Genomic DNA, 23648 nt, shown 5'->3' on the forward strand with positions numbered 1-23648 from the left:
GCCCCCGGCCCGGGCCGGGGGCACCGCCGCGCCGTGCGCGGGCGATCGGCTACCAGATGGAGTTGACCCACTCCGGGTGGTCGACGAACGGGTTGCGGTTGTGCTGGTAGGTGTCGTAGATGACCTGGTTGCGGCGCTGCTCGAAGGCGTCCGGCGGGTCCTGCTGGTTCCACTGCTTCAGCAGGCTGATCCGGCCCATCGCGGGCGCGCTGCCGTTGTTGACCTTGTCGTTCATCTCCAGGTTGGCGAAGCCGTCCCCGCCCTCGTAGCGCACCGCCATGTACAGCAGCATGCGCGCCACGTCGCCCTTGACGGCGTTGCGCGGCTCGAAGGAATCGGCGTCGGTGTAGCTGCCGGGGGCCTCGGAGACCGGGCTGCCGCCCTTGTCGAAGTCCTTGTTGCCGCGGGTGCTGTTGACGGTGACGTCCTCGGGCCGCAGGTGGTGCAGGTCGGTGCCCGGGCCGGTGGCGGTGCCGAAGTCGCCGTGGCTCTTGGCCCAGACGTGCTCGCGGTTCCAGTCGTTGACCCCGCCGCCGTTGGTGGCCTTGGACTGGGAGCGGCCCGAGTAGAGCAGGATGACGTTGTTCGGGTTCGCCGGGTCCTGGTCGGTGACCTTCAGCGCGTTCCACACGCCGTCGTAGGACACCTTGGACTGGGTCTTGATGATGCCGTGCAGGGCGGACTTCAGGGCCGCGCCCGTCTTGCCCTCGGCGGGCGCGTAGTACGCGTCGACGGAGACGGCCGCGGGGGCCGCCTGAGCCTGAGCCGCCGCTGCGGTGTCGCGGACCTGGCCGGCGTGGGGATGCGCCGCGGTCCGCTGCTGGCCCGCCGAAGCGGTGGCGGGTATGAGGAGCAGGGCGGCGGCCGCGAGGGCGCCCGCCCAGGGGGCCGTACGGGAGATTCTCATGACGTGGGGGATGCCTCTCCACACGCACCGTCCCCACCATGGCGTTTGGTGGGGTGTCAGGTGGCAGAGCGAGGTTCACATTGTCATGTGCCCAACAGATGAAGACCATGTGTCGGGGCGGGGAGGATCCCGGGGGTGTACCGCGCACCCGACGCGGGCAGGGTAGCCGTCGGCCCCGGGCGGGGCCGGACGACCGAGCCCGAACAGCCCCGACGGGAGCCGTACATGGCAGTGAAGATCCTCATCGTGACCGGTGACGCTGCGGAGTCACTGGAGGTCCTGTACCCCTACCAGCGGCTGATCGAGGAGGGGTACGAGGTCCACATCGCGGCGCCCGCCGTCAAGAAGCTGCGGTTCGTGGTGCACGACTTCGAGGAGGGCTTCGACACCTACACGGAGAAGCCGGGCTACACCTGGCCCGCCGACATCGCCTTCGCCGACGTCGTGCCCGAGGAGTACGCGGCCGTGGTCGTCCCCGGCGGCCGCGCGCCCGAGTACCTGCGCAACGACCCCGAGGTGCGGCGGATCCTGGCCGGCTTCGCCACCGCCGACAAGCCGATCGCGCAGATCTGCCACGGCCCGCTGATCACCGCCGCGAGCGGGGTCCTGGACGGCCGCCGGGTCACCGCCTATCCCGCGCTGGAGCCGGACGTCCGGGCCGCCGGGGCCGCATTCGAGGACTCCGAGGCGGTCGTCGACGGCACGCTCGTCTCCGCGAGGGCCTGGCCGGACCACTCCGCCTGGATGCGGGAGTTCCTCACCGTGCTGCGCTCCAAGGCGCCGGTGGTGTGACCCGCCGGAGGCCGGGCAGCCGGCCTCCGCGGTCGCCGCTCCCGCCGTCCCGCAGGCCTCCGTGGGGCGAGCGGGAGCCGGCGGGAGCGGGGGCTCAGTTGGCCGTCGTGACCTGGGGGGCCGGCTCGTACTTGTAGTTCGCCGGGCCGAAGTTCTTCTTCACCGCGGCTTCCCAGGAGCCGTCGGAGACCATCTTCGTCAGCGCGGAGTTGATCTTGCGCTGGAGGTCGTTGTCGCCCTTCTTGACGCCGATGCCGTAGTTCTCGTTGCTCAGGTTCAGCCCGACCAGCCGGAACTTGCCCTCGTTGCCCTTCCGCGCCGCGTACCCGGCGAGGATGGAGTTGTCGGTGGTCATCGCGTCGACCAGGTTGTCCTGGAGGGCGACGAGACACTCGGAGTACCCGCCGAGCTCCAGCACGCTCGCCTTCGGGGCGAGGTTGCGCTTGACGTTCTCGGCGGAGGTGGAGCCGGTCACCGAGCACAGCCGCTTGGTGTTGAGGTCCTCGCCCTTGGTGATCGAGGCGTCGTCGGCGCGGACGAGAAGGTCCTGGTGCGCGACGAAGTACGGCCCGGCGAACTCGACCTTCTCCTTGCGCTTGTCGTTGATCGAGTAGCTGGCCGCGACGAACTTGACCTCGTTGTACTGGAGCAGGAGCTCCCGGTCGGAGCTGTAGACCTGCTTGAACTCGATCTCGTCCGGCTTGTAGCCGAGCTCCTTGGCCACGTACGTGGCCACGTCGACGTCGAAACCGGTGAAGGTGCCGTCCGCCTCGCGCATGCCGATGCCGGGCTGGTCGAACTTGATCCCGATGGCGAGGGGCTCCTTGGGGGCTTCGCCGGCACAGCCCGAGGCGGTGGCGGCGAGGGCGATCACTGCGGCGACCGCACCGGCCTGGGGAACCTTCATGCTGAACTCTTTCCTCGGGAACGCGGAACCACGGGGTGAATCGCGGGAACGGGGTACACGCGGAACCGCGACGGCGTTAACGCACGTGTACGAGGAAGCTAGGAAGGTGATGGGCCCACCGTCACTACATCTGAGTAAAACTTGAGGATAACGATCCGGTTCAGCCGGAGATCCTTCGGCGGTCCCGCGCCCGAACGGGAGGCCCGCCCGGCGGGCGGCGCACCGACATTGCTCAAACAGGTGAGCGAATTGCGGGTGGGCGGGGTGATCACCGGCAGTGCGTCCGTAGCGCAGGGGTGGTCGCCGCCCGGAGCCCCGCGCCCCGAGGAGGGAAGCGGCCCCGGACTGGCCTGGAACGTGCGGTCCCCCGACCCGTGATCGCCCGGCCGTGACAGCATGGCCGGGCAGCATGGATCAGGCAACACGGGCCAAAGCGCCCGAGCGGAGGGGGAGTTCGGTGAGCGGAGTACGCAAGAGCCTGGCCAAGGTGGAGATAGCCCTGCGCTGGGACCCGAGCCCGGCCGGGACACCCGCCAACGACCTCGACATCGTCGCCGCCGTGTACGCCACGGCCGACCCGCACGGGGAGCCCGTCTACCTCGTGCACTTCGGCAGCCGCGCACCCGACGGCACCATCACGCTGAGCCGGGACAGCCGTACCGGCCAGGGCTTCGGCTTCGACGAGGTGATGGTCCTCGAACTGGACCGGCTGGCGCCCGAGCTGGGCCGCGTCGTGGTCGGCGTCGTCATCCAGGGCTCCGGGGACGCGGGCCGCAGGACCTTCGCCGCGGTCGCCGGTACCGGACTGCGCATCCGCGAGGGCTACGAGACGCTCGCCGAGACCGACTTCGCCGGGGTCGCGGGCGCCACGGCGGCCACGGTCGCCGAGTTCGTCCGCGACACCCACGGCGGCTGGGCCCTGGAGGCGCGCCCGCACGGTTTCGACGTGGAGCCGCAGGAGTTCGCCCGGGTCATGGGCGCCGCGCGCGGCTGACGCAGGGCGCGCCGCGGGCCGTACGGACCGGGTGGCGGTCACTCTGCTCGGGAGTGACCGCCACCCCGTCCGGGTGGCGCGCTGCCGCCGTCCCCACGAGGCAGCGCGAGCGGGTCGCCGTCCGGTCATCGTGGACGGCGGCCCACCGGTTCAGGGGGTGATGCCGAGGGCGGGCAACAGGGCCGCGTCGACGAACCTGACCAGGTAGTCGGCGTCGGCGTACCGGCCCTCCAGCACCGGCCGGATCCGCAGCACGCCCATCAGCTGCGCCGGCAGGAACTCCACCGCGGGATGGTCCGCGGCGATCTCGCCCCGCTCGACCGCCCGCGCGACGATCGCGTCGAAGGCCGCGAGCTCGGGCTCGACCAGCGCCTCGCGCAGCGCGCGCTGGAGCTCCTCGTCGCTGAGCACCGCGTGCCCCAGGGCCTGGGTGAGCCGGGTGTCGCGCCCCGAGGTCCCGGCCGCGATCCGGGCGGCCTCGCGCAGGTCGCCGACGAGGGTCCCGGTGTCCACGCTGGCCAGCGTCCGGTCGGTCCGGCTCGCGCGGAGGGCGGCGGCGACGAGCTGGGGCTTGGTCTTCCACTGCCGGTAGAGCGTGGACTTGCCGCAGCTGGCCCGGGCGGCGACGCCCTCCATGGTGAGCGCCTCGTACCCGTGCTCGCGCAGGGCGTCCAGGACGGCGTCGTAGAACTCCTGCTCGCGCTCCGGGCTGATCTTGGAGCGGCGCGCGGTGACCTGCGGCGTCGACGTCATGGGGGTGCGGCTCTCCTCGCGGGCTCTGGGCGGCCTGGTCCGTGTTCCGAGTGTACGGCTCCAGGAGACTATCGGTACACCAGCGTATCGATACGCGAATGTATCGATACACTGGCGTGTCGATGCAGGGCGGATCCCGGCCGGCGGCCACCCCGCCACGGAGCGTTCGCACCACCCGAAAGAAGTGAGACCGGGGGATGACCTCCCACACCACACCCGGCCGGCCGCGCGCCGCCCGGACCAAGGACGAGCGGCGCCGGCTCATACGCGAGCTGCTGCTCGTCGCGGGGCTGTTCGCCGTCTACAAGGCCGGCCGCACGCTCGCGACCGGCCGCACCGGCGAGGCCTTCCGCAACGCCGACCGGGTGTGGGACGCCGAACGCCTCCTGCGCCTGCCCGGCGAAGGAGCGGTGCAGCGGCTGCTCCTCCACTCGGACGCCGTCGTGCACACCGCCAACACCTACTACGCGGCCGTGCACTTCCCGGCGACCGCGCTGTTCCTGATCTGGCTCTACCTGCGCCGGCCCGCCCACTACCTGTGGACCCGGCGGGTCCTCGCGCTCCTCACCGGAGCCGCCCTCGCCCTCCACCTCGCCTTCCCGCTCGCGCCCCCGCGCATGCTGGCCGCCGCGCACCTGGTGGACACCGGCCAGGTCTACGGCCCCACCGTCTACCGGGCCGCCCCCGCCGCCGACACCATGGCGAACCAGTTCGCCGCGATGCCCTCGCTGCACTTCGGGTGGGCGCTCATGCTGGCCCTCGGGATGATCGCCGCCACCTCCTCGCGGCTGCGGGCACTGTGGCTCCTGCACCCGCTGGTGACCCTGCTCGTGGTGGTCGGCACGGCCAACCACTACTGGCTCGACGCCCTGGTCGCGACGGCCCTGCTCGGCGGAGCCCTGCTCCTCGTACCCCGCCCGGCGGCGGAGCCGGGCCGCGTCCCGGCCCCGGGGACCGCAGCGGCTCCGGGGACCGCTCCGGCCCTGGGGACCGCTCCGGCCCCGCGTGCCGTTTCGGATCCGGGGACGGCTCAGGCTCCGGGGACCCTCCCTGCCGTCACGCCGGCCGGCGGTCCCGTACCGGTTCCGGCTCCCCACCGCCGGCCGCTCGCGGGCCCGGCCCGGGCTCTGGAGACCGTCTCCGCCTCCGTCTCCGTACCGGCCGGTGGTGGCGGCGGCGAGCCGGCGGCCCCCGCCCCGGCCCCCGCCCGGGACTCCGTCGCGAGCCATGGGGCCGCACCGGCTTCCGCGTCGGCCACCGCCGCCGGGGCGGGGGGCGGGCGGTGAACGCCACCGTGCTCGCCGTCGCGCTGTGCCTGGCCTCCGCCGTGACCTACGCGGCCGCCGCCGTCGCCCAGGAGCGCCTCGCGCGCCGGGCCGTCGCCCGCAGCGCCAAGGCCCTCCTCGGCAACGGGGCCTGGTGGTGGTCGGCCGGACTGAACGCCGCCGCCGCCCTGCTGCACGCCGCCGCCCTGCGCTACGGCCCCCTCACCCTCGTCCAGCCCCTCGGCGCGCTCACCCTGGTCGCCGCCGTCCCCCTCGGCGCCCACGGCGCGGGCCGCCGGGTGGCGGCCACCGAGTGGCGCGGCACCCTCGCCACCGTCGCCGGACTCGGCCTGCTGCTGCTCCCCGCCTCCGGACCCGCCCCCGACGACACCCTCACCCTCGCCGAAGCCCTCGCCGTCTCCGGGGCCACCGCCGCCGTGATCCTGGTCCTCACCGCCCGCAAGGATCCGCGCTCCGGGCTGCGCCACGCCACCGCCTCCGGGCTCGCCTCCGCCGCCGCCTCCGCGCTCACCCAGACCGTGGCCGTCGCCGCGGGCCGGGGCGGCGCCCTGCTCAGCTTCCGGGTCGCCTCGGTCGCCGTACTCGTCGTCGTGTTCGCGGTCGGCGGGATGCTGCTCTCGCAGCGGGCCTACCGGGGCGGCCTCGGTGCCCCGCTCGCCGTCGTGAACCTCGCCAACCCGCTCGCCGCCGCCGCCATCGGCATGGTCCTGCTCGGCGAACGCCTCCAGGGCGGCGCGGTGGGCGTCCTGCTCGCGACCGCCGGGGCCCTCGCGGCCACCCGGGGCGTCCTGCTCCTGACCCGCACGCCGACCGCGCCCGGCCCGGCCGCGCCGCCCGGCGGCCCCCGCGCGCGGGACTCCGCGACGGGCCCGACCGGCCACGCCCTGACCCCGCCGATCCCGTCGATGCCGTCCGGCCCGGTGCTGCCCCACCCCTGACCCGGGCCCGTCGCGGCCGTCCCGACCGGCAGGCGGACCGGTGCACCGCGACGGGCGGGCCGCCGCCTACGCTGGGCCCGCACGGCGCGACGTACGAACAGCGAGGAGCCCGGACCCACATGAGTGTCACCCCCCTCCCCACCGCCGACCTGTACGACGAGCACGGCGAGCGCCTCGGCATCTGCGCCACCCCCTTCCGGCGCATCGGCGGCAGGGCCCTCTTCGCCGGGCCCGTCCGCACCGTCCGCTGCCACGAGGACAACGCCCTGCTGCGCGAACTGCTCCACACGCCCGGCGAGGGCGCGGTCCTGGTCGTGGACGGTGGCGGCTCGCTCCGCACCGCCCTGGTCGGCGACCTCATCGCCGGGGCCGCGGAACGCTCCGGCTGGTCCGGGCTGATCGTCAACGGCGCCGTCCGCGACAGCGTCGCCCTGGGCCGGCTCGACCTCGGCGTGCAGGCGCTCGGCACCTGCCCCCGCAAGAGCGGCAAGACCGGTGCGGGCACCGTCGATGAACCCGTCACCATCGGCGGGGTCACCTTCCGCCCCGGCGACACCGTGTACGTGGACGACGACGGCGTCGTGGTGCTGCCCGCGGCCCACTGAACGGCGCCCGCGCAGGGGCGAGATCCCGCCAGGTCCGCACCGGCCGCCCTGGCGGCCGCGGGCCCGGACGGGTTTCACTGCGGGCCCATGAGACGACACCGGATCATGGGCCTGCTCGCCGCGCTCACCCTCGCCGCGGGCACCCCGGCCGCAGTCGCGGGACCCGCGGCGGCCACCCCCGCACGGGCCGTCGCGGGCTCCGCCGGAGCCGCGGACCCGGCCCCGCCCGCAGAGTTCGGCACCGACTGGCACGACCCCCTCACCGCGGCCCCGCCCGTCGACCGGCCCGCCACCCGCTCCTGCCGGGTGACCCTGGCCGCGGCCCGCTTCAGCGATTTCACCCCCTACCGGGGGAACTACGCCCCGCCCGAGGGCTGCGGCCGCGGCGGCTGGGCCAAGGTCGTGCTGCGCCTCGACGGCCGGGTCAAGGGCCGCCAGTACGACCGCCTGGGCAACCTCACCCTCGGCGGGGTGGAGATCCTGCGCACCTCCACCCCGCAGCCCTCGCCCGACGGCATCACCTGGTCGGTCGAGAAGGACGTGACCCGCTACCGCGACACCCTCAGCCGGCCGCAGCCCGTCGAGATGCTGATCGGCAACGTCGTGAACGACACGTACACCGGCGTCATCGACGTCGAGGTCACCCTCACCTTCTACGCCGCCGAAGCCGGCACCGGCCCCGCCGACACCCCCGACCTGGTCATCCCGCTCACCACCCCGGCCGTCACCACCCCGCGCAACACCGAGCGGCTCCTCGCCGAGGTGTACGCCACCGGCTCGGGCGGCGGCTGCGAGGAGTACTGGTACATGACCGTCCCCGACGCGGCCCCCTACTCCTGCAAGGCCGCCGACGGCCCCTACCGCGAGGTCCGGGTCTCCGTCGACGGGCAGCTCGCGGGCCTCGCCGCGCCCTTCCCCACCGTCTGGACCGGAGGCTGGTCCAACCCCTTCCTCTGGTACGTCACCCCCGGCCCGCGCGCCTTCGACGTCCAGCCCGTCCGCTACGACCTCACCCCCTACGCCGCCCTCCTCAACGACGGCCGCCCCCACCGCGTCGAGGTGTCCGTCGCCGGCGTACCGGCGGGGCAGAGCGGCTGGAGCACCCCCGCCAACCTGCTGCTCTGGCAGGACCACGGCCGCCGCGTCGTCACCGGCGCCCTGACCCGCCACGAGGAGGGCAGCCCCGCCAACTCCTCCCGCTGGACGCCCGCCCCGCCCGGCGGCGAGCACCGCCTCGACACCGAGGGCGGCCACCGGCTCACCGTCGCCGGCTACCTCGACACCTCCCACGGCCGGGTCACGACCACCGTCACCCGGGCCGTGCGCAACACCTCCGCGCACCGCTGGACCGACGGGGAGGCCCGGGACGCGCTCACCGCCTCGTGGACCGACGAGGAGAGCGTGACCCGCGGCCCCACCACCACCCGCACCGTCCGCGCGTACACGATGGACGGCGCGACCACCCTCGGAGCCGGCGACCGGCTGCGCACGGTCCTCGCCCTCGGCGACCGCGCCGACACCGTCACCCTCCGCGGCGGCCGCGAGGTCGACCGGTCGGTGCTCGACGACCGGTATTCCGGCGACGCCACCTACACCGCGAACGTCCCGCGCGACCAGCGGCACGCGGTGGGCACCACGACCGCCCGCCACCGCCTGTACGGGTCCGGGAGCGGCGACGGCTGCTACGACCGCGAGGTGGGCACCGCCCAGGGCACGGTGACGGTGGACCGCCGACGCTGCTGACGCACGGGCCGCCTACCATGCCGCCCATGGACACGAGTGAGGCCGGCAGACGGCTCGTCGACGGCCGTTTCGAACTGATCGGCCCGCTGGGCGCGGGCGGCATGGGCACGGTGTGGCGCGCCCGCGACATCGCCCTGCACCGCGACGTCGCGCTGAAGGAGGTGCGCCCGCCGGACCCGGCGACCGCGGCCGCGCAGCCCGGTCTGGCCGTCCAGCTGCGCGAGCGGGCCGTGCGCGAGGCCCGCGCGCTGGCCCGCCTCGCGCACCCGCACGTGGTGACGATCCACCACATCGTCGAACCCCCGGCCGGCTCGGACGGGCACCCGTGGATCGTGATGGAACTGGTCAAGGGCGGCTCCCTGCACGACCGCCTCGCGGCCGGGCCGATGCCGGTCGCCGACGTGCTGCGGCTCGGCCTCGACCTCCTGTCGGCCCTGCGGGCCGCGCACGCCGAAGGGGTGCTCCACCGGGACGTGAAACCGGCCAACGTGCTGCTGCGGCCCGACGGCGGCGCCGTGCTCACCGACTTCGGGATCGCCGCCCTGCACGGGTCCACCGCCCTCACCTCGACCGGCGTGCTGATCGGCTCCCCGGAGTACATCGCGCCCGAACGCGTCCGCGGGGAAGAGGGGCTGGCCGCCTCCGACCTGTGGTCGCTCGGGATGCTGCTGTACGTGGCCGCCGAAGGCTCCCATCCGCTGCGCCGGGCCACCAGCCTGGCCACCGTCGTCGCCGTCCTCGACGAGCCGATCCCCGCGCCGGCGCGTTCCGGCCCGCTGGGACCCGTACTGGAACGGCTGCTGGTGCGCGATCCGGCGGCGCGCCCCGACGGGGCACTACTGGAAACACTGCTCCGCGAAGCGAGCACCGCTCTCGCGGGCGCCACCCCGGCCGCGCCCGCGCCGGTCCTCGGCCAGTACGGGCCGCCCGTGCCCGCCACACGGCCCGCGCCCCTGCCCGGACCGCCTTCCGGGGGCACCCGTCCCTACGCGCCGGGGTCCTTCCCGCAGACCCCGTTCGTCCCCGGGACCGGCACCACCGCGGTGTCGGCGTCCGCCCGGCCCGCCCGCTCCCGGGTCCTCCTCGCAGCGCTCCTCGTGGCGGTCCTCGCGGGCGCGGCGGCCGGCGTCGTCCAGCTGCTCCCCGACGGGGACGCCGGCTCCGGCGCCGAAGCCAAGGGCGGTGCCTCCACGGCCTCCGTCCCGGGTTCGGCCACGCCCTCGGCCACTCCCTCGGCCAATTCCTCGGCCCCGCCCGCGACCGGGCCCTCGGCCGCCGCCACCCCGCGCGGGCAGACCGGCGGCGGCACGCTCCTCACCCCCGACGGGGTCCGGACCGCCCTGGCCGCGCTGAAGGCACAGACGGGCACGACCACCTTCGTGGACCTGAAGGTCTACGACGGGTACGTCATCGCCGCGATCCCCAGCGCCCCGGGCGCCAGGACCGTCGACTCCTGGCAGTACCGGGACGGCGTGGCCAAGCGCACCGGCCCCAACGGCACGGTGAAGGAGGGGAGGCCGCTCATCGACATGGCGACGGTCAACTGGGACGCCCTTCCGGGCCTGCTGGAACAGGCGCGGCGGGACCTCAAGGTCGACAAGCCGACCTCGCGCTACGTCATCGTCGACCCGTGGATGATGGACCAGGAACCCTGCATGCGGCCCTACCTCAGTGACGAGTACGGGCAGGGCGGCTACGTCCTCGCCGGGATCGACGGCAAGGTCAGGAAGGTGGTCCCCTCCTGAGATCGTGTACCCGTACACACGTACGCGCACGTACGGACGGACACGGTTCAAGGAGTTCGGCCCCCATGCCCCGCTGGCACACCACCCTCACCGAGGCCGGCATCACCGGCCCCCGGCTGCGAGCCGACTACACCCGGGCGGCCCGCCGGGTCATGCGCCGCGAGCCGGCCCCCTACCTGGCCCTGCGCCTGCTGGCCGCGCCGCCGCTGGTGCCGCAGCTCGCGGCGGGGCTCGCCTTCATGAACCTGGTCGACGACGTCGCGGAGAACGGCACCCCGGCCCGACGGGCGGCCGCACTCGCCGCGCTGACCGAACGGACCGGGGCCGCCCTGGCCTCCGGGGAGAGCCCCGACCCGCTGCTGCGGGCCTACGCCCACGCCGTGCGCAGCCGCGGCCTGCCCGCCGGCTGGGTCACCCGCTTCCTGCGGGGCGCCGCCACCGCCGAGGCGACCTTCGACGGCTTCGCCACCGAGGGGGAGTTCCAGGAGTACCTCGACGCCTACGCCTGGCCGGGCGTGGTCGTCTTCACGGGCCTCCAGTACCAGGGCGGCCCCGACGAGCGGCAGGCGGCGGGCTGGCGGAGGTTCGTGGACGCCGCCCAGCGGGTCGACTTCCTCGCGGACCTCGCCGGGGACCTCGCCGACGGGCGGCTCTGCATCCCCCGGGACCGGCTCGCCGAGCACGGAGTGACCCGCGCCGACCTGGAAGCGGGCCGCGACACCCCGGCCGTCCGCGGCCTCCTCGCCGCGGAATGCCTGCGTGCCCGTACCGCCCTCGGCGCCGCCGCCGACATCACCGGCCTGGCCGCACCCGGGCTGCGTCCCGTGGTCGCGACCATGACGGAGCTGATGGGCCACCAGCTGGCGGCCGTGGAGCGGGCCGGCGCGCGGGCCCTGCGCAAGGACGTCGGCTACGGCCTGGTGGCGCCCCTGCGCACCCTGGGGCGGGCGGTACTGCGCCGCCGCCCCACCGGCCCCGTCAGTAGGCGCCGTTGACGTTGTCGATCGAGCCGTACCGGGCCGCGGCGTAATTGCAGGCGGCGGTGATGTTGGCGACCGGGTCGTACGAGTCCAGCGGAGTGCCGGGTACGTGATAGGCGCGGAACGTCGGGTCGATCACCTGGAGCAGTCCCTTGGAGGGAATGCCCGCCGCGGCGTTGGAGTCCCAGTTGTTGATCGCCCGCGGATTGCCCGAGGACTCCCGCATGACATTGCGGTGGATTCCGTTGTAGCTGCCGGGAATTCCGTGCCGGGCCATGACGTCCAGGGACTCCCGGATCCAGCCGTCGAGGTTGTCCGGGTACGACTTAGCGTCGGCGTTGGCGGCCGTCTTGACGCCGGTCTTCGAAGCGGCGGCGGCCGGGGCGGCCTTCGTGCCGGCTTTCGCGAGCGTGCCGATCTTCAGGGTCTGCCCCGGGCGGATGACCGAGGGGTCGCTGCCGATGGCGGTGCGGTTCGCGGCGTACAGCTGCTCCCAGCCGCCGCTCAGGGAATGCGCCGAAGCGATCTTGGAAAGGGTGTCGCCCGCCACGACGGAATAGGTGGCGGCCGCGGCGACGGAATGCGCGGCGGGCGCCGCCGTGGTCTCCGCCGCGCCGGCCGTGGTGGCGCCGATCAGCGGGAGAGCGAGAGCGGCCGTGCCCGTGCCGGCGAACGCCAGGCGACGGGTGATCGGGTTCTGCTTCGGCCTGCGGTGCTTACCCTTTGCGGACATGGCGCTATTCCTCACGTGGGGGTACGGGAGAGCCCTGGCGGCGGCCGTATTCGGCAGTCGGCCGCTGGGAGTGAGGGTGACCGTAGGCGAGTGCGCGGGGCCGCAACAAGATGCGAATTCCCGGGGGAGATCGACTTCTCCGCCCCGGGTGGGTGAATGACCATGAAGGGGAGTTCGCGCAATGGCGGATTTCCTTTCGGGGAAAAGGGAATCCGCCATTCCGGAGAAATGATGTTGAGGTGGCCCGCGTGACCGACGTCACGGTTTGAAGGGCCCTTCGTCGGCTTCCGTCGATTCGGTCAATTCCGCGCCCGATCCCCGCGATTCGGGCGACGGGGCTGTTAGTTGCAAATCGCCCTTACAGGAACTTTCGGGCGCGCGAGGGGTCCGGTCCGGAGCCTCAGGCCGCTGCCGGCTCCCGCAGTCCCGCCAGCTCGTGCAGCGAAGCCGCGACCGCCGCGTCCGACGCCGGCAGCAGGGGCAGGCGTACGTCCGGGGACGGGATCCGGCCCTGGGCGTGCAGCACCCCCTTGACCACGGCCGGGTTCGGCTCCGCGAAGAGTGCCGCCGAGAGCCGGGCCAGCGCGTGCCCCAGGGCCCGGGCGCGCGGGACGTCCCCCGCCTCCCAGGCCGCGGTGAGCTCCACGAACCGTTCCGTCGCCACGTGCGCCGAGGCCAGGATCCCGCCCGCGGCGCCGAGGGCGAGCATGGGGGACACGTACGCGTCGTCCCCGGCCAGCACCGCGAAGTCGTCCGGCAGGCCGCCCATCAGCGCGACCGTGTCCCCGTCGATCCCGCCGCCCGCGTACTTCACCCCGGCCACCCCCGGCAGCGAGCCGAGCGCCAGCAGCGCCGCCGCGTCCAACGGCTGCCCCGTGCGGTAGGGGACGTGGTAGACGACCAGCGGTACGGGGCTCACCCGCACCAGCCGCGCGAAGTGCGCCAGCACCCCGGCCGCCGAGGGCCGCACGAACGGGGGCACCGCGACCAGTGCCGCCCCCACCTCCGGCCAGCGCGCCAGCCGGGTCAGCGCCGCCTCCGCCACCCGGGTCGCGCTCGCCCCGGCGCCCACGGTCAGCGCCGCGCCGCGCTCCCCGCAGACCCGGGCGCAGACCCCGGTGACGAGGTCCCGCTCGGCCTCGTCGAGGGCGGCGCTCTCGGCGGTGGTGCCGAGGGCGACGATCCCGGCCGCCCCCGCGTCGAGCACCTCGTGCGCGAGGGCCTCCAGCGCCTCCACGGCGACGTCCCCGGCCGGGGTGAAGGGGGTGACGAGCGGTACGTGGATCCCGCCGGGGGCGAACCGCTTCCGGGCCGCCGCCGCGCGGGCGCCATCCGGATGGACGTCCAGGCCGACGTCCGGACGGACGTCCTGGGGGGTGGGCCGGGGGGCGGCCTGCGGAGTGGCGTGCGGGGCGGCCTGTGGGGTGTTCCGAGCGATGTCCTGGTGCATGGACCGAGCTTCACTCGCGCCGACCGTCGAATCCAGTTCGCATTCCTTACCCGAACCGTAAGCTGAGCCGATGCTCGACGTACGCCGCCTGCGCCTGCTGCGCGAACTCGCCCGGCGCGGCACCATCGCCGCCGTCGCCGAAGCCCTGGCCTTCAGCCCCTCGGCGGTGTCCCAGCAACTCGGCGTCCTCGAACGCGAGGCGGGGCTGCCCCTGCTGGAGCGCACCGGGCGCAGCGTCCGCCTGACACCGGCCGCGCTGAACCTGGTCCGCCACGCCGAGGCCGTCCTCGAACGGCTGGAACGGGCCGAAGCGGACCTCGCGGAGGCCCGTACCGGCCTGGCCGGCGCCCTGCGCGTCGGGGCCTTCCCCACCGCCACCCGGGCCATCGTCCCGGCGGCCCTCGCCGACCTGGTGCGGCGTCACCCGGGGCTGGAGCCGATGCTCAGCGAGACCGACCCGGCGGCGGTGGCGCACGCGCTGCGGGCCGGAGAACTGGACGTGGCCCTGGTCCACGCGTACGACTTCGTCCCCGCACCGCGGGAACCGGGCCTGGCCACCCGGCCGTTGTACCGGGAGGCCATGTACCTCGCCGCCCCGGAACGCGAAGCCGCCCCGCACCCCGCACCCGATCGCGGCCCCGCCCCCGGCCAGGACGAGGCCCTGCGGGCCCACCGCGATGCCCCCTGGATCACCGCCACGCCCGGCACCCTCTGCCACGCCATGACCGTACGGGCGTGCCAGGCGGCGGGGTTCAGCCCGACCGTCCGGCACCGGGTCGATGAGTTCGCCACCGTCCTTGCCCTGGTCGCCGCCGGACTGGGCGTCGCCGTGGTGCCGCAGCTCGGCATCCCCGGGGCGAGCGTGCCCGGAGTCGCCCTGACCCGCCTGCGCATGGAACGCCGGACCCGGATCGCCTTCCGCAGCGGGGCCGGCGCCCATCCCGCCGTGGCCGCGTTCGCCGCCGCGCTGCGGGCCGCCCTGCCGCCGGATCTGGCCGGTTCGGGCGCCGGAGCGTGACACGGCTCCCGCACCGCCCCCGGCCCGTGTACGTTCGTTGATCCAGAGGTGCCGGAGATCCGGAGGTCCAGAGACCCTGAGACCGCGCGGTCCCGGCACCAGGACCGATCCGACCAGAGCGGGGTACGACGTGACGCATCGAGTACGAGGGGTCATCGCGCGGAGCAAGGGCGCACCGGTGGAGACGACCACGATCCTCGTGCCCGACCCGGGGCCCGGGGAGGCCCTGGTCAAGATCCAGGCCTGCGGGGTCTGTCACACCGATCTGCACTACCGGGAGGGCGGGATCAACGACGAGTTCCCCTTCCTCCTCGGCCACGAGGCGGCCGGCGTCGTCGAGTCCGTGGGCCCGGACGTCACCTCGGTGGCGCCCGGCGACTTCGTGGTCCTCAACTGGCGTGCGGTGTGCGGGAACTGCCGGGCCTGCCGACGCGGCCGCCCGTGGTACTGCTTCGCCACGCACAACGCCACGCAGCCCATGACCCTGGAGGACGGCACCCCCCTCTCCCCGGCGCTGGGCATCGGGGCGTTCGCCGAGAAGACCCTCGTCGCCGCCGGGCAGTGCACGAAGGTGGACCCGGCCGCCTCGCCCGCCGCCGCCGGACTCCTGGGCTGCGGGGTGATGGCCGGCCTCGGCGCCGCGCTGAACACGGGCAACGTCGGGCGCGGGGACTCCGTGGCCGTCATCGGCTGCGGGGGCGTGGGCAACGCGGCGGTCGCCGGGGCGCGGCTGGCGGGCGCCTCCCGGATCATCGCCGTGGACCTCGACGACCGGAAGCTGGAGTGGGCGCGCGGCCTCGGAGCCACCCACACCGTCAACGGGCGTACGGAGGACGTCGTCAAGGCGATCCAGGAGCTGACCGGCGGGAACGGCGCGGACGTCGTCATCGAGGCCGTCGGCCGCCCCGAGACGTACCGGCAGGCCTTCTACGCCCGCGACCTGGCCGGCACCGTCGTCCTGGTCGGCGTACCGACGCCCGAGATGCAGCTCGAACTCCCGCTGCTGGACGTGTTCGGACGGGGCGGCGCCCTCAAGTCCTCCTGGTACGGGGACTGCCTGCCCGAGCGGGACTTCCCCCTCCTGATCGACCTGTACCTCCAGGGCCGGCTCGACCTCGACGCCTTCGTCTCGGAGACCATCCCGCTGGACGGGGTCGAGGAGGCCTTCGCCCGCATGGAGCGCGGCGAAGTCCTCCGCTCGGTGGTCCAGTTCTGACCCCCTGACCTCCCCGCCCGCCGGGGCGGCCGGATCCGATCCGGCCGCCCCGGCGGGCCTCCGCCGGCCCCCGCCGCCCCGCAACCGGGCCGGCGATCCGGACCCGGCCCGACTCCCACCCACCCCCCGACCCCGCCACCCCCGCCGCGACCCGGCCGGGGAAGGGCACGGGCCGGGGATCCGTACCCAGACCCCAGGGGCCGTCCGTGACCCACGCCCGCAGCTACCGCCAGCCCGGTGTCGTCCTCACCGACCACCACTTCACCGTGCCGCTCGACCACACCCGCCCCGACGGGCAACGGATCGAGCTGTACGCGCGCGAGGCCGTCGCCACCGGCAAGGACCCGGAACGACTGCCCTGGCTGCTGTACCTGGAGGGCGGCCCCGGCTTCGGGGCACGGCGGTTCGTCGGCCGCCAGGCCTGGCTGGAGCGGGCGCTCACCGAGTACCGGGTCCTGCTCCTCGACCAGCGCGGCACGGGGCGCTCCACGCCCCTGAACCGCCAGACGCTGCCCGCGCGCGGGAACCCGGCCCAGCAGGCCGAGTACCTCGCCCACTTCCGCTCCGACTCCATCGTCCGCGACGCCGAGGCGATCCGCCCCGGCCTGACCGGCGGCGCGCCCTGGACGGTCCTCGGCCAGAGCTTCGGCGGGTTCTGCACCACCCACTACCTCTCCACCGCGCCCGAAGGCCTGGCCGCGGCCCTGATCACGGGCGGGCTGCCCTCCCTCGACGCGACCGCGGAACAGGTGTACGAGGCGGCGTACCCGCGCATCGAGCGCAAGAACCTCGCCCACTACGCCCGCTACCCCATGGACGTGGAACGCGCCCGCCGGATCGCCGCCCACCTCGCCGAGCGGCCGGCCGACCTCCCCGGCGGCCACCGGCTCACCGTCGAGGCGTTCCAGTCGCTCGGGATGCTCCTCGGCACCGGGGACGGCAGCCACCAGCTGCACTACCTCCTGGAGGACGCCTTCGTCCCCACGGCCGCCGGACCCGCCCTCTCCGACGCCTTCCTGGAGAACGCCCGCGGACTGCTCTCCTTCGCCGGCCACCCCCTCTACGCCCTGGTCCACGAGGCGATCTACGCCCAGGACCCGGCCGTCCCCACCGCCTGGGCCGCCGAACGGGTCCGCGCCGGCCACCCCGGCTTCGACGCGGCCAAGACCCTGGAGGGCGACGAGCCCCTCCTGTTCACCGGGGAGACCATCCACCCCTGGCACTTCACCACGGACCCCGCCCTCGCCCCGCTGCGCGAGACCGCCGAACTGCTGGCCGCCCGCACCGGCTGGCAGCCCCTCTACGACGCCGACCGCCTCGCCGCCAACGAGGTGCCGGTGGCCGCCGCCGTCTACCACGACGACATGCACGTCGACACCGCCCACTCCCTGCGCACCGCCCGCGCCGTCCGGGGCCTGCGGACCTGGGTGACGGACGAGTACGAGCACGACGGCGTCCGCGCCGGCGGCCCCCGCGTCCTGGACCGCCTCCTGTCCCTCCTCGACGACTAGGCCGTCTCTTTCGGATCTTGCCGGGCCGGTGCCGAAGACCTCCCCCGCGGACGCGTCTGGCGGCGCTGGGGCCGGGAGTTCGCCGACCGGGCCCGCTTCGCGAAGACGGTCGAGTAGCCCTCACCGCGCGCCCGCCCTAGGGTGCGGTACATGAGCGAAAGAGCAGACCAGCAGGCCCCCTTGCAGCCGATGCCCACCGACTGGCAGCGCGCCCTCGCCGTGGTGGCCCACCCCGACGACCTGGAGTACGGCTGCGCGGCGGCGATCGCGGACTGGACGGACGGCGGACGCGAGGTCGTCTACGTGCTCGCCACGCGCGGCGAGGCGGGCATCGACACGATCGCCCCGGCCGAATGCGCTCCGCTGCGCGAGGCCGAGCAGCGTGCGAGCGCGGCCGTCGTCGGGGTCTCCACGGTCGAGTTCCTCGACCACCAGGACGGGGTCGTCGAGTACGGCCTCGGTCTGCGCCGGGACATCGCGGCGGCCATCCGGCGCCACCGCCCCGAGCTGGTGATCACCCTCAACCACCGTGACACCTGGGGCGGCGCGGGCGGCGGCGGATACTGGAACACCCCCGACCACCGTGCGGTCGGCCGGGCCACCCTGGACGCCGCTGCCGACGCCGGCAACCGGTGGATCTTCCCGGAGCTCATCTCCGAGCAGGGCCTGGAGCCGTGGGGCGGGGTCCGCTGGGTCGCGGTCGCGGGCACCGCGACGCCGACGCACGCGGTCGACGCCGGACCCGGCCTGGAGCGTTCCGTCAGGTCCCTGCTGGAGCACAAGGCGTACATCGAGGTGCTGACGGAACAGGATCCCGAGGAGTACGTCCGTACCTTCCTGACGGGCAACGTCCAGCAGGCGGCCGCCCGCTTCGGCGGCCGGCCGGCGGTGCCGTTCGAGGTCTTCCCCCGCTGACCCCGCCACCCTAGTCTGACGGTTCGTCAGGAATTTCGGCGGCGGGGCCAGGGGCGGGGGCGGGGACACGGTGATCGACACAGTCACCACGGAGATCGGTGAGGGTGAGCGACGCGTCCGGCTGGACGTCGAGGACGCGGTGGCGGTCCTCACCCTCTGCCGTCCGGACAAGCTGAACGGCTGGAGCTGGGAATCCACCCGCCAGCTGGGCCTCCTCGCGGACCGGATCCGCTTCGACCCCTCGGTGCGGGTGGTCCTGCTGCGGGCCGAGGGGCGGGCCTTCTGCGCGGGCATCGACGTGAGCGCCCCCGGCGGGGCCATCACGGGGGAGTCCGCCGCGGAACGGACCCGCAACTACTACGAGGGCATCCGCTGGGTCCACGAACGCTTCGCGGTCCTCGCCCGGCTCCCGCAGCCGGTCGTCGCCGCAGTCCAGGGCCACTGCCTCGGCTTCGGCTTCGAACTGGCCCTCATGGCCGACCTCCGGGTGGCCGCCGAGGACGCCCTCTTCGCCCTCCCCGAGGCCCGGCTGGGCGTGGCCGTGGACGCCGGAGGAGACCTGCGCATCGCCCGCGAGGCGGGCGCCGGCTGGGCCAAGTACCTGGCCCTGACCGGCCGCCGGATCGACGCCGCGACCGCGGAGCGCCTCAACCTGGTCCAGCTGGTGGTGCCCGTGGCCGAGCTGGACGCGGCCTCGCGCGCCCTGACGGCCGAGATCGCGGCCAACGCCCCGCTCGCGGTCCAGGGCATCAAACGGGCCGTCGACGCTTTCGCGGACGCCGCCCTGCCCGCCGCCCTCGACCGGGTCGCCATGACCGCGGCCCTCACCCTCACCTCCGACGACTGCCGCGAGGGCTACGGAGCCAAGGCCGCCCGCCGCAGCCCGGAGTTCAGGGGGGCGTGAGGACGGTCCGGGACGCGCGGCCGGTGCCCGGTTCCTCGCCGGGCGGCCGGGGCTCCGAGGGCACGGTCCGGGCGGCACCTGCCCGTGCTCCGCGGGACCCGGACGGCCTGGTCGAGCCCCGGACGCTGCCGAGCCCCGCCGCGGTCACCGTGCCGGGCCCGGACACCGGCAGACGCGGCGACCGCCGGCCGGCCGGCGGGGCACGTTCCGACCTGCGGGGCCGCGGGCGGCCGGGGTGGCGCCCCTACCGCTCCGGCGCCGGCCGGGCCGCCCGCTCGACCGCATCGGCCTGGAGCGGCCGGGCCACGGGTACGGGTACGAGTCCGAGGCCGGCCAGCGCGGACGCGCCGGTCTTCGCGTGCGCGCCCCCGGCGAGCAGCAACGTGCGCGCCCACTGGTAGCGGCAGCCGGCCGCCTCGAACGCCGCCGCGGTGGCGAGCAACCGCGGCAGATCGCCGCCGAGCAGTGCCTCCGCCCGGTCGACCAGGGCGGTGGCGACCGGGTTCCCGGCGACCACGGCCCGGGCGGCGGCGACCCGCGCCAGGGCGTCCGGGTGCCCGGCGAGGACCGCCGCCTCGGCCCGGAGCGCCGCGTACCAGTGCAGCCAGACCCAGCAGACCCACTTCCACACCTGCTCCGGCTCGGGCGCGACGCGCTCCAGGGCCGCGTGCGCGTCCCCGTGATGGAGCAGGACCATGGCGTCGAAGACGGCGCCGTGGCCGTGGTGGTGGTCCTCCTTGCCGCCCGTCAGGTCGGTGATCGTGAGCCAGGCCGCCCGGGCCTCGTGGTCGCCCCGCAAGCCGTGGATCATCGCGACCGCCGCGGCGGCCGGACCCAGCGAGAACGACCGCTGCCGGCCGGCCTGCTCCCACGCGTCGAGAAAGCGCACGCTGCTGGTGAGCACCGCGTCGGCATCGCCCGCGAACGCGTCCGCGACCAGCAGCCAGGACGTGGCGTGGTCGCCCACCTCGGCCAGCTGCGGCCGGCCCGCGAGCTGACCGCCCCACCGGCGGGCCGCCTCCAGCTCGCCCGTGCCGACGGCGGTCGCGGCGGCCATCGCGAGGGCGTCGATCAGCTCGTGCGTCCGGGCGGGGGCGCTCGGTGCCGACGCAAGGATGTCGATCCGGGCCCGGGCGGCGGCCGCGGCGGCGAAGCTCTCACCGGCCCAGCTCCGGGCGCCGGAGAGCGCGTCGAGGGCGGCGGAACGGGCCACCGGGTCGCCCGCGCGCCGGGCGAGTTCGACGGCCCGTTCGGCGCACGCGACGGTGTCCGGTGCGGTGTTGTCCGGGGCCCCCTGGACCGCGCCGAACGCGTCCGCCACCACCGCGGCCTCGGCCAGCGCGAGAGCCGCCGCGGCGGCCGGGTCCTCGTCGCCGGTCAGCTCGCGCGCCGCCGCGAGCAGGCCGGTCACCTCGTCCGCGGGCGGAAGCCGGGTGGCGAACGTGCTGGAGAAGCGGTAGGCGGCGGTGGCGGCAGCCGCCAGGTCGCGGGCGGCCCCGGCGGCGTCCCCGGCCCGGCGGGCGGCTTCGGCGGCGGCCCGGTGCAGGCGGTACATGTCGTCGCCGAGCCTGCGGCACCCGGCCACCCCGGCGGCCTGCCGCAACGCGGCGGCGGCGTCGGCGCCGTCGGCGGCGAGCAGGGCCGCCTGCTCGTACCGCTGCTGGGCCTCGCCCATCAGGTTCCGGGTGAAGGCCAGCTCGGCCATGGACAGGGCGAGCCGGCACGCGTCCCCCCGCTGCTCCGGCCGGCCCGCGGCCCAGCTCAAGGCGGCTCGCAGGTCCTCGGCGACCGCGTCGAACCGGGCCCGCCAGTGCGAGCCGCCGCCTTCCTGGAGGCCGGCCGCACCGGCCAGGCACCACGCCAGGTGGCGCGACCGGACATCGTCGAGCTCACCGGCGTCGGCGAGCCGCTCCGTGCCGTACTGGCGCAGGGTCTCCAGCGCCTGGTACCGGGTGCCGGTGTCGGACGGGGCCACGGCGAGCAGGCTCTGCTCGGCGAGCCTGCCGAGCCCGTCGGCGACCGCGGCCGGCTCCAGTGGGGCGGACCCGGCCACCTCGGCGGCCGCCTCGGCGGTGAACGGAGCGACGAACACCGACACCCGGCGCAGCAGTGCCCGGTCCTGCGGATCGAGCAGGTCGTGACTCCAGTCGAGGACGGCCCGCACCGACCGGTGCCTGCCGTCGGCACGGGGGCCGCCGGCCAGGATCCGGAGCTGGTCGCCGAGGCCGGCCGTCAGGCCGTCCAAACCGAGCGTGGACCACCGCGCCGCCGCGAGTTCGATGGCCAGCGCCATCCCGTCGAGACGTTCGCACAGCGCCGCGATCCGCTCGCGCTCCGCCGGAGCCGGGGCCCCGCCGACCGCCGCCGCCCGCTCCAGGAACAGGGCCACCGCTTCCGACTCGCCGCCGCCGACGCGCGACAGCGGCGGAACCGGGAAGACCCACTCGAACGGCACCATCAGCCGGGCCCGGCTGGTCGCGAGCACCCGTACCCCCGGGCAGGCCACGAGCAGCCGTTCCAGGAACGGCGCCACCCCGTCGCGCACCTGCTCGCAGTTGTCCAGTACCAGCAGCGCCCGACGGTCCGCCAACGCGGCCACCAGCGCGTCGTCGATGCCGCGCCCGGGCTGCTCGCCCACGCCCATGGCCGCCGCGACCGCCGCGCCCACCCGCCCGGGATCGGTGACCGGGACCAGGTCGACGAAGCACACCCCGTCGGTGAAGTCGCCCGCCACGTCCGCCGCCACCGCCAGCGCGAGCCGCGTCTTGCCCACCCCGCCCAGCCCGACGGCGGTCACCAGCCGACGCTCCGTCACCGCCGCGGCCAGCTCCCCGCGTTGGCGCGTCCGGCCGACGAACGCCGTCAGCGGCGCCGGCAGCACGCGGGCCGGGCGCACCTGCTCGGTACGCGTGGGTCCGGGCGCGCGCCGGGACAGCGCCCGCCGGTCCGGCACCTCCAACTTCCGCAAGAGCGAGGAGACGTGGGACTCGACCGTCCGTACGGAGATGAACAGCCGGGCGGCTATCTCGGCGTTGCTCAGGTGCTCCCCGAGGAGTTCGAGCACGTCGGCTTCCCGAGCCGAGATCACTGGAGTGGACACCGGGCCATTATCCGTAGTGCTCTCCGTGGTCAGCACGGAGGCGCCCCGTACCCCGCCCGGGGGAGGCTGTGGGCACAGGGAACGAGCCCGGCGGACCACACCGGGCCGATGGGTTCCGCGACGACAGGAGTGACCGTGACCAGCTCTTCCACCCAGGGGATGAAGACCGTGCTGCATCCCGTGTCCGACCTCGCCCAGGCCAAGGCGGTGTACGCCGCGCTGCTCGGTGTCGCGCCGCAGGCCGACGGGCCCCACTACGTCGGCTTCGAGGCCGCCGGCCAGCACATCGGCCTCCTCCCGGGCGGCGGACCGCAGGGCCTGACCTCGCCGCTGGGCTACTGGCACGTGCCGGACATCGAGGCGAAGCTCGCCGAACTGACCGCCGTGGGCGCCACCGTCAAGGAGCCCGCGCACGACGTCGGCGGCGGCCGCCTCGTGGCCACCGTCATCGACCCCGACGGCAACCTCATCGGACTGCTCCAGGAATGACGGACGCCCCACCCCGCTCCCGCCGCACGGCCGGGGTCCGAGCCCCCTTTCACGACCACACATCCAGAGTCCCAAGAGGGAGATCCACCATGAGCAGCACCGGCAACCGCGCACACGAGGGTTTCACGGCCGAGGAGCGGGCCGCGATGAAGGACCACGCCCAGGAACTCAAGAAGGCGGCCCGCCGCAGCTCGAAGGCGGACAAGGCGGCCGAGGCGGAACGGGACGTGCTCGCGAAGATCGCCGAGATGCAGGACGCGGACCGGATCATGGCCGAACGCGTCCACGCCGTCGTCACCGCCACCGCACCGGTCCTCGCACCGAAGCTCTGGTACGGGATGCCCTCCTACGCACTGGACGGCAAGGTCGTCTGCTACTTCCAGAGCGCGGAGAAGTTCAAGTCGCGCTACGCGACGCTCGGCTTCAGCGACCAGGCGCAGCTGGACGACGGCCCGATGTGGGCGGCCGTCTTCGCCCTGACCGAGGTGACGGCCGAAGTGGAGGCGCGGATCGCCGCACTCGTGAAGCAGGCCGTGAGCTGAGGGTGCGCCCTGCGGGTGGTCCCCGGGCGGCACTAGGGCCTGTCGTCAAACTCCCGTCGTCGCCCGGAGGGCGGCCCTGCGGCGTCTGGTGCGTGCTCTCGGTGCGCCGGGCGGAAGCCC

General features: G+C 74.9%; 21 protein-coding genes. 15 read left to right on the top strand and 6 right to left on the bottom strand.

Annotated elements, in window-relative coordinates:
• Window positions 1-49 precede the first annotated feature (49 nt).
• Complete coding sequence (locus ABZZ17_RS37550) at window positions 50-907, bottom strand: endonuclease (RefSeq protein ID WP_356883438.1); 858 nt, start codon at window positions 905-907, stop codon at window positions 50-52.
• A gap of 225 nt (window positions 908-1132) precedes the next feature.
• Between ABZZ17_RS37550 and ABZZ17_RS37555 the strand changes: the two genes are divergently transcribed.
• Entirely contained in the window at window positions 1133-1699 is a 567-nt protein-coding gene (locus tag ABZZ17_RS37555; RefSeq protein ID WP_356883440.1) for a DJ-1/PfpI family protein, read from the top strand.
• Window positions 1700-1793: 94 nt separating this feature from the next.
• Here the strand turns inward: ABZZ17_RS37555 and ABZZ17_RS37560 are convergent, their stop codons facing one another.
• Window positions 1794-2606: a glutamate ABC transporter substrate-binding protein gene (locus ABZZ17_RS37560; protein ID WP_356883442.1), complete on the bottom strand. Its 813-nt coding sequence runs from the start codon at window positions 2604-2606 to the stop codon at window positions 1794-1796.
• A gap of 457 nt (window positions 2607-3063) precedes the next feature.
• Here ABZZ17_RS37560 and ABZZ17_RS37565 point away from each other — a divergent pair, with 457 nt between their 5' ends.
• Window positions 3064-3600 carry a TerD family protein gene (locus ABZZ17_RS37565; protein ID WP_356883444.1) on the top strand — a complete coding sequence of 179 codons (537 nt, stop codon included), beginning with the start codon at window positions 3064-3066 and terminating at the stop codon, window positions 3598-3600.
• A 150-nt stretch (window positions 3601-3750) separates the two neighbouring features.
• On the opposite strand, the gene ABZZ17_RS37570 is transcribed toward ABZZ17_RS37565, so the two are convergent.
• Window positions 3751-4353 carry a TetR/AcrR family transcriptional regulator gene (locus ABZZ17_RS37570; protein ID WP_356883446.1) on the bottom strand — a complete coding sequence of 201 codons (603 nt, stop codon included), beginning with the start codon at window positions 4351-4353 and terminating at the stop codon, window positions 3751-3753.
• A 197-nt stretch (window positions 4354-4550) separates the two neighbouring features.
• Here ABZZ17_RS37570 and ABZZ17_RS37575 point away from each other — a divergent pair, with 197 nt between their 5' ends.
• The 6 genes from ABZZ17_RS37575 (at window position 4551) to ABZZ17_RS37600 (ending at window position 11665) form a co-directional block, all read left to right on the top strand.
• Window positions 4551-5639 (top strand): phosphatase PAP2 family protein, encoded by a 1089-nt coding sequence (locus ABZZ17_RS37575; RefSeq protein WP_356883447.1) that lies wholly within the window; start codon window positions 4551-4553, stop codon window positions 5637-5639.
• Window positions 5636-6577 (top strand): hypothetical protein, encoded by a 942-nt coding sequence (locus ABZZ17_RS37580; RefSeq protein ID WP_356883449.1) that lies wholly within the window; start codon window positions 5636-5638, stop codon window positions 6575-6577. The genes ABZZ17_RS37575 and ABZZ17_RS37580 overlap by 4 nt, the downstream gene beginning before the upstream one ends.
• Window positions 6578-6696: 119 nt before the next feature.
• Window positions 6697-7182 (top strand): ribonuclease E activity regulator RraA, encoded by a 486-nt coding sequence (rraA, locus tag ABZZ17_RS37585; protein ID WP_356883451.1) that lies wholly within the window; start codon window positions 6697-6699, stop codon window positions 7180-7182.
• An 87-nt stretch (window positions 7183-7269) separates the two neighbouring features.
• Complete coding sequence (locus ABZZ17_RS37590; RefSeq protein WP_356883453.1) at window positions 7270-8925, top strand: peptide-N4-asparagine amidase; 1656 nt, start codon at window positions 7270-7272, stop codon at window positions 8923-8925.
• Between the two features lie 26 nt (window positions 8926-8951).
• Window positions 8952-10670, top strand: a complete 1719-nt coding sequence (locus tag ABZZ17_RS37595) for a protein kinase (RefSeq protein ID WP_356883455.1) — start codon at window positions 8952-8954, stop codon at window positions 10668-10670.
• 65 nt (window positions 10671-10735) lie between these two features.
• Window positions 10736-11665 carry a squalene/phytoene synthase family protein gene (locus ABZZ17_RS37600; RefSeq protein ID WP_356883457.1) on the top strand — a complete coding sequence of 310 codons (930 nt, stop codon included), beginning with the start codon at window positions 10736-10738 and terminating at the stop codon, window positions 11663-11665.
• Here ABZZ17_RS37600 and ABZZ17_RS37605 read toward each other — a convergent pair.
• Together ABZZ17_RS37605 and ABZZ17_RS37610 are read right to left on the bottom strand one after the other, a co-directional pair.
• Window positions 11649-12383, bottom strand: coding sequence for a LysM peptidoglycan-binding domain-containing protein (locus ABZZ17_RS37605; protein ID WP_356883459.1), 735 nt, complete (start codon window positions 12381-12383; stop codon window positions 11649-11651). The two genes, ABZZ17_RS37600 and ABZZ17_RS37605, sit on opposite strands and share 17 nt — an antisense overlap.
• A gap of 400 nt (window positions 12384-12783) precedes the next feature.
• Entirely contained in the window at window positions 12784-13833 is a 1050-nt protein-coding gene (locus tag ABZZ17_RS37610; RefSeq protein ID WP_356883461.1) for a dihydrodipicolinate synthase family protein, read from the bottom strand.
• A 70-nt stretch (window positions 13834-13903) separates the two neighbouring features.
• Between ABZZ17_RS37610 and ABZZ17_RS37615 the strand changes: the two genes are divergently transcribed.
• The 5 genes from ABZZ17_RS37615 to ABZZ17_RS37635 all read left to right on the top strand — a co-directional run bounded on the left by ABZZ17_RS37615 (window position 13904) and on the right by ABZZ17_RS37635 (window position 19397).
• Window positions 13904-14851 carry a LysR substrate-binding domain-containing protein gene (locus ABZZ17_RS37615; RefSeq protein WP_356883463.1) on the top strand — a complete coding sequence of 316 codons (948 nt, stop codon included), beginning with the start codon at window positions 13904-13906 and terminating at the stop codon, window positions 14849-14851.
• 130 nt (window positions 14852-14981) lie between these two features.
• Window positions 14982-16067 carry an S-(hydroxymethyl)mycothiol dehydrogenase gene (locus tag ABZZ17_RS37620; RefSeq protein ID WP_356883465.1) on the top strand — a complete coding sequence of 362 codons (1086 nt, stop codon included), beginning with the start codon at window positions 14982-14984 and terminating at the stop codon, window positions 16065-16067.
• 206 nt (window positions 16068-16273) lie between these two features.
• On the top strand, window positions 16274-17578 hold the full coding sequence (locus ABZZ17_RS37625; protein ID WP_356883467.1) for an alpha/beta fold hydrolase: 1305 nt from the start codon (window positions 16274-16276) through the stop codon (window positions 17576-17578).
• Between the two features lie 150 nt (window positions 17579-17728).
• Window positions 17729-18493: a PIG-L deacetylase family protein gene (locus ABZZ17_RS37630; protein WP_356883469.1), complete on the top strand. Its 765-nt coding sequence runs from the start codon at window positions 17729-17731 to the stop codon at window positions 18491-18493.
• Window positions 18494-18563: 70 nt separating this feature from the next.
• Window positions 18564-19397 (top strand): enoyl-CoA hydratase/isomerase family protein, encoded by an 834-nt coding sequence (locus ABZZ17_RS37635; RefSeq protein WP_356883471.1) that lies wholly within the window; start codon window positions 18564-18566, stop codon window positions 19395-19397.
• A 244-nt stretch (window positions 19398-19641) separates the two neighbouring features.
• Here ABZZ17_RS37635 and ABZZ17_RS37640 read toward each other — a convergent pair whose 3' ends face one another.
• Window positions 19642-22497: a LuxR C-terminal-related transcriptional regulator gene (locus tag ABZZ17_RS37640; protein ID WP_356883473.1), complete on the bottom strand. Its 2856-nt coding sequence runs from the start codon at window positions 22495-22497 to the stop codon at window positions 19642-19644.
• A gap of 135 nt (window positions 22498-22632) precedes the next feature.
• Between ABZZ17_RS37640 and ABZZ17_RS37645 the strand changes: the two genes are divergently transcribed.
• Together ABZZ17_RS37645 and ABZZ17_RS37650 are read left to right on the top strand one after the other, a co-directional pair.
• Window positions 22633-22986 carry a VOC family protein gene (locus tag ABZZ17_RS37645; RefSeq protein ID WP_356883475.1) on the top strand — a complete coding sequence of 118 codons (354 nt, stop codon included), beginning with the start codon at window positions 22633-22635 and terminating at the stop codon, window positions 22984-22986.
• A gap of 89 nt (window positions 22987-23075) precedes the next feature.
• Window positions 23076-23528: a DUF1801 domain-containing protein gene (locus tag ABZZ17_RS37650; protein ID WP_356883477.1), complete on the top strand. Its 453-nt coding sequence runs from the start codon at window positions 23076-23078 to the stop codon at window positions 23526-23528.
• The last annotated feature ends 120 nt before the right edge of the window (window positions 23529-23648 follow it).

Source organism: Streptomyces sp. NPDC006512, assembly GCF_040611935.1.
Taxonomy (GTDB): domain Bacteria; phylum Actinomycetota; class Actinomycetes; order Streptomycetales; family Streptomycetaceae; genus Streptomyces.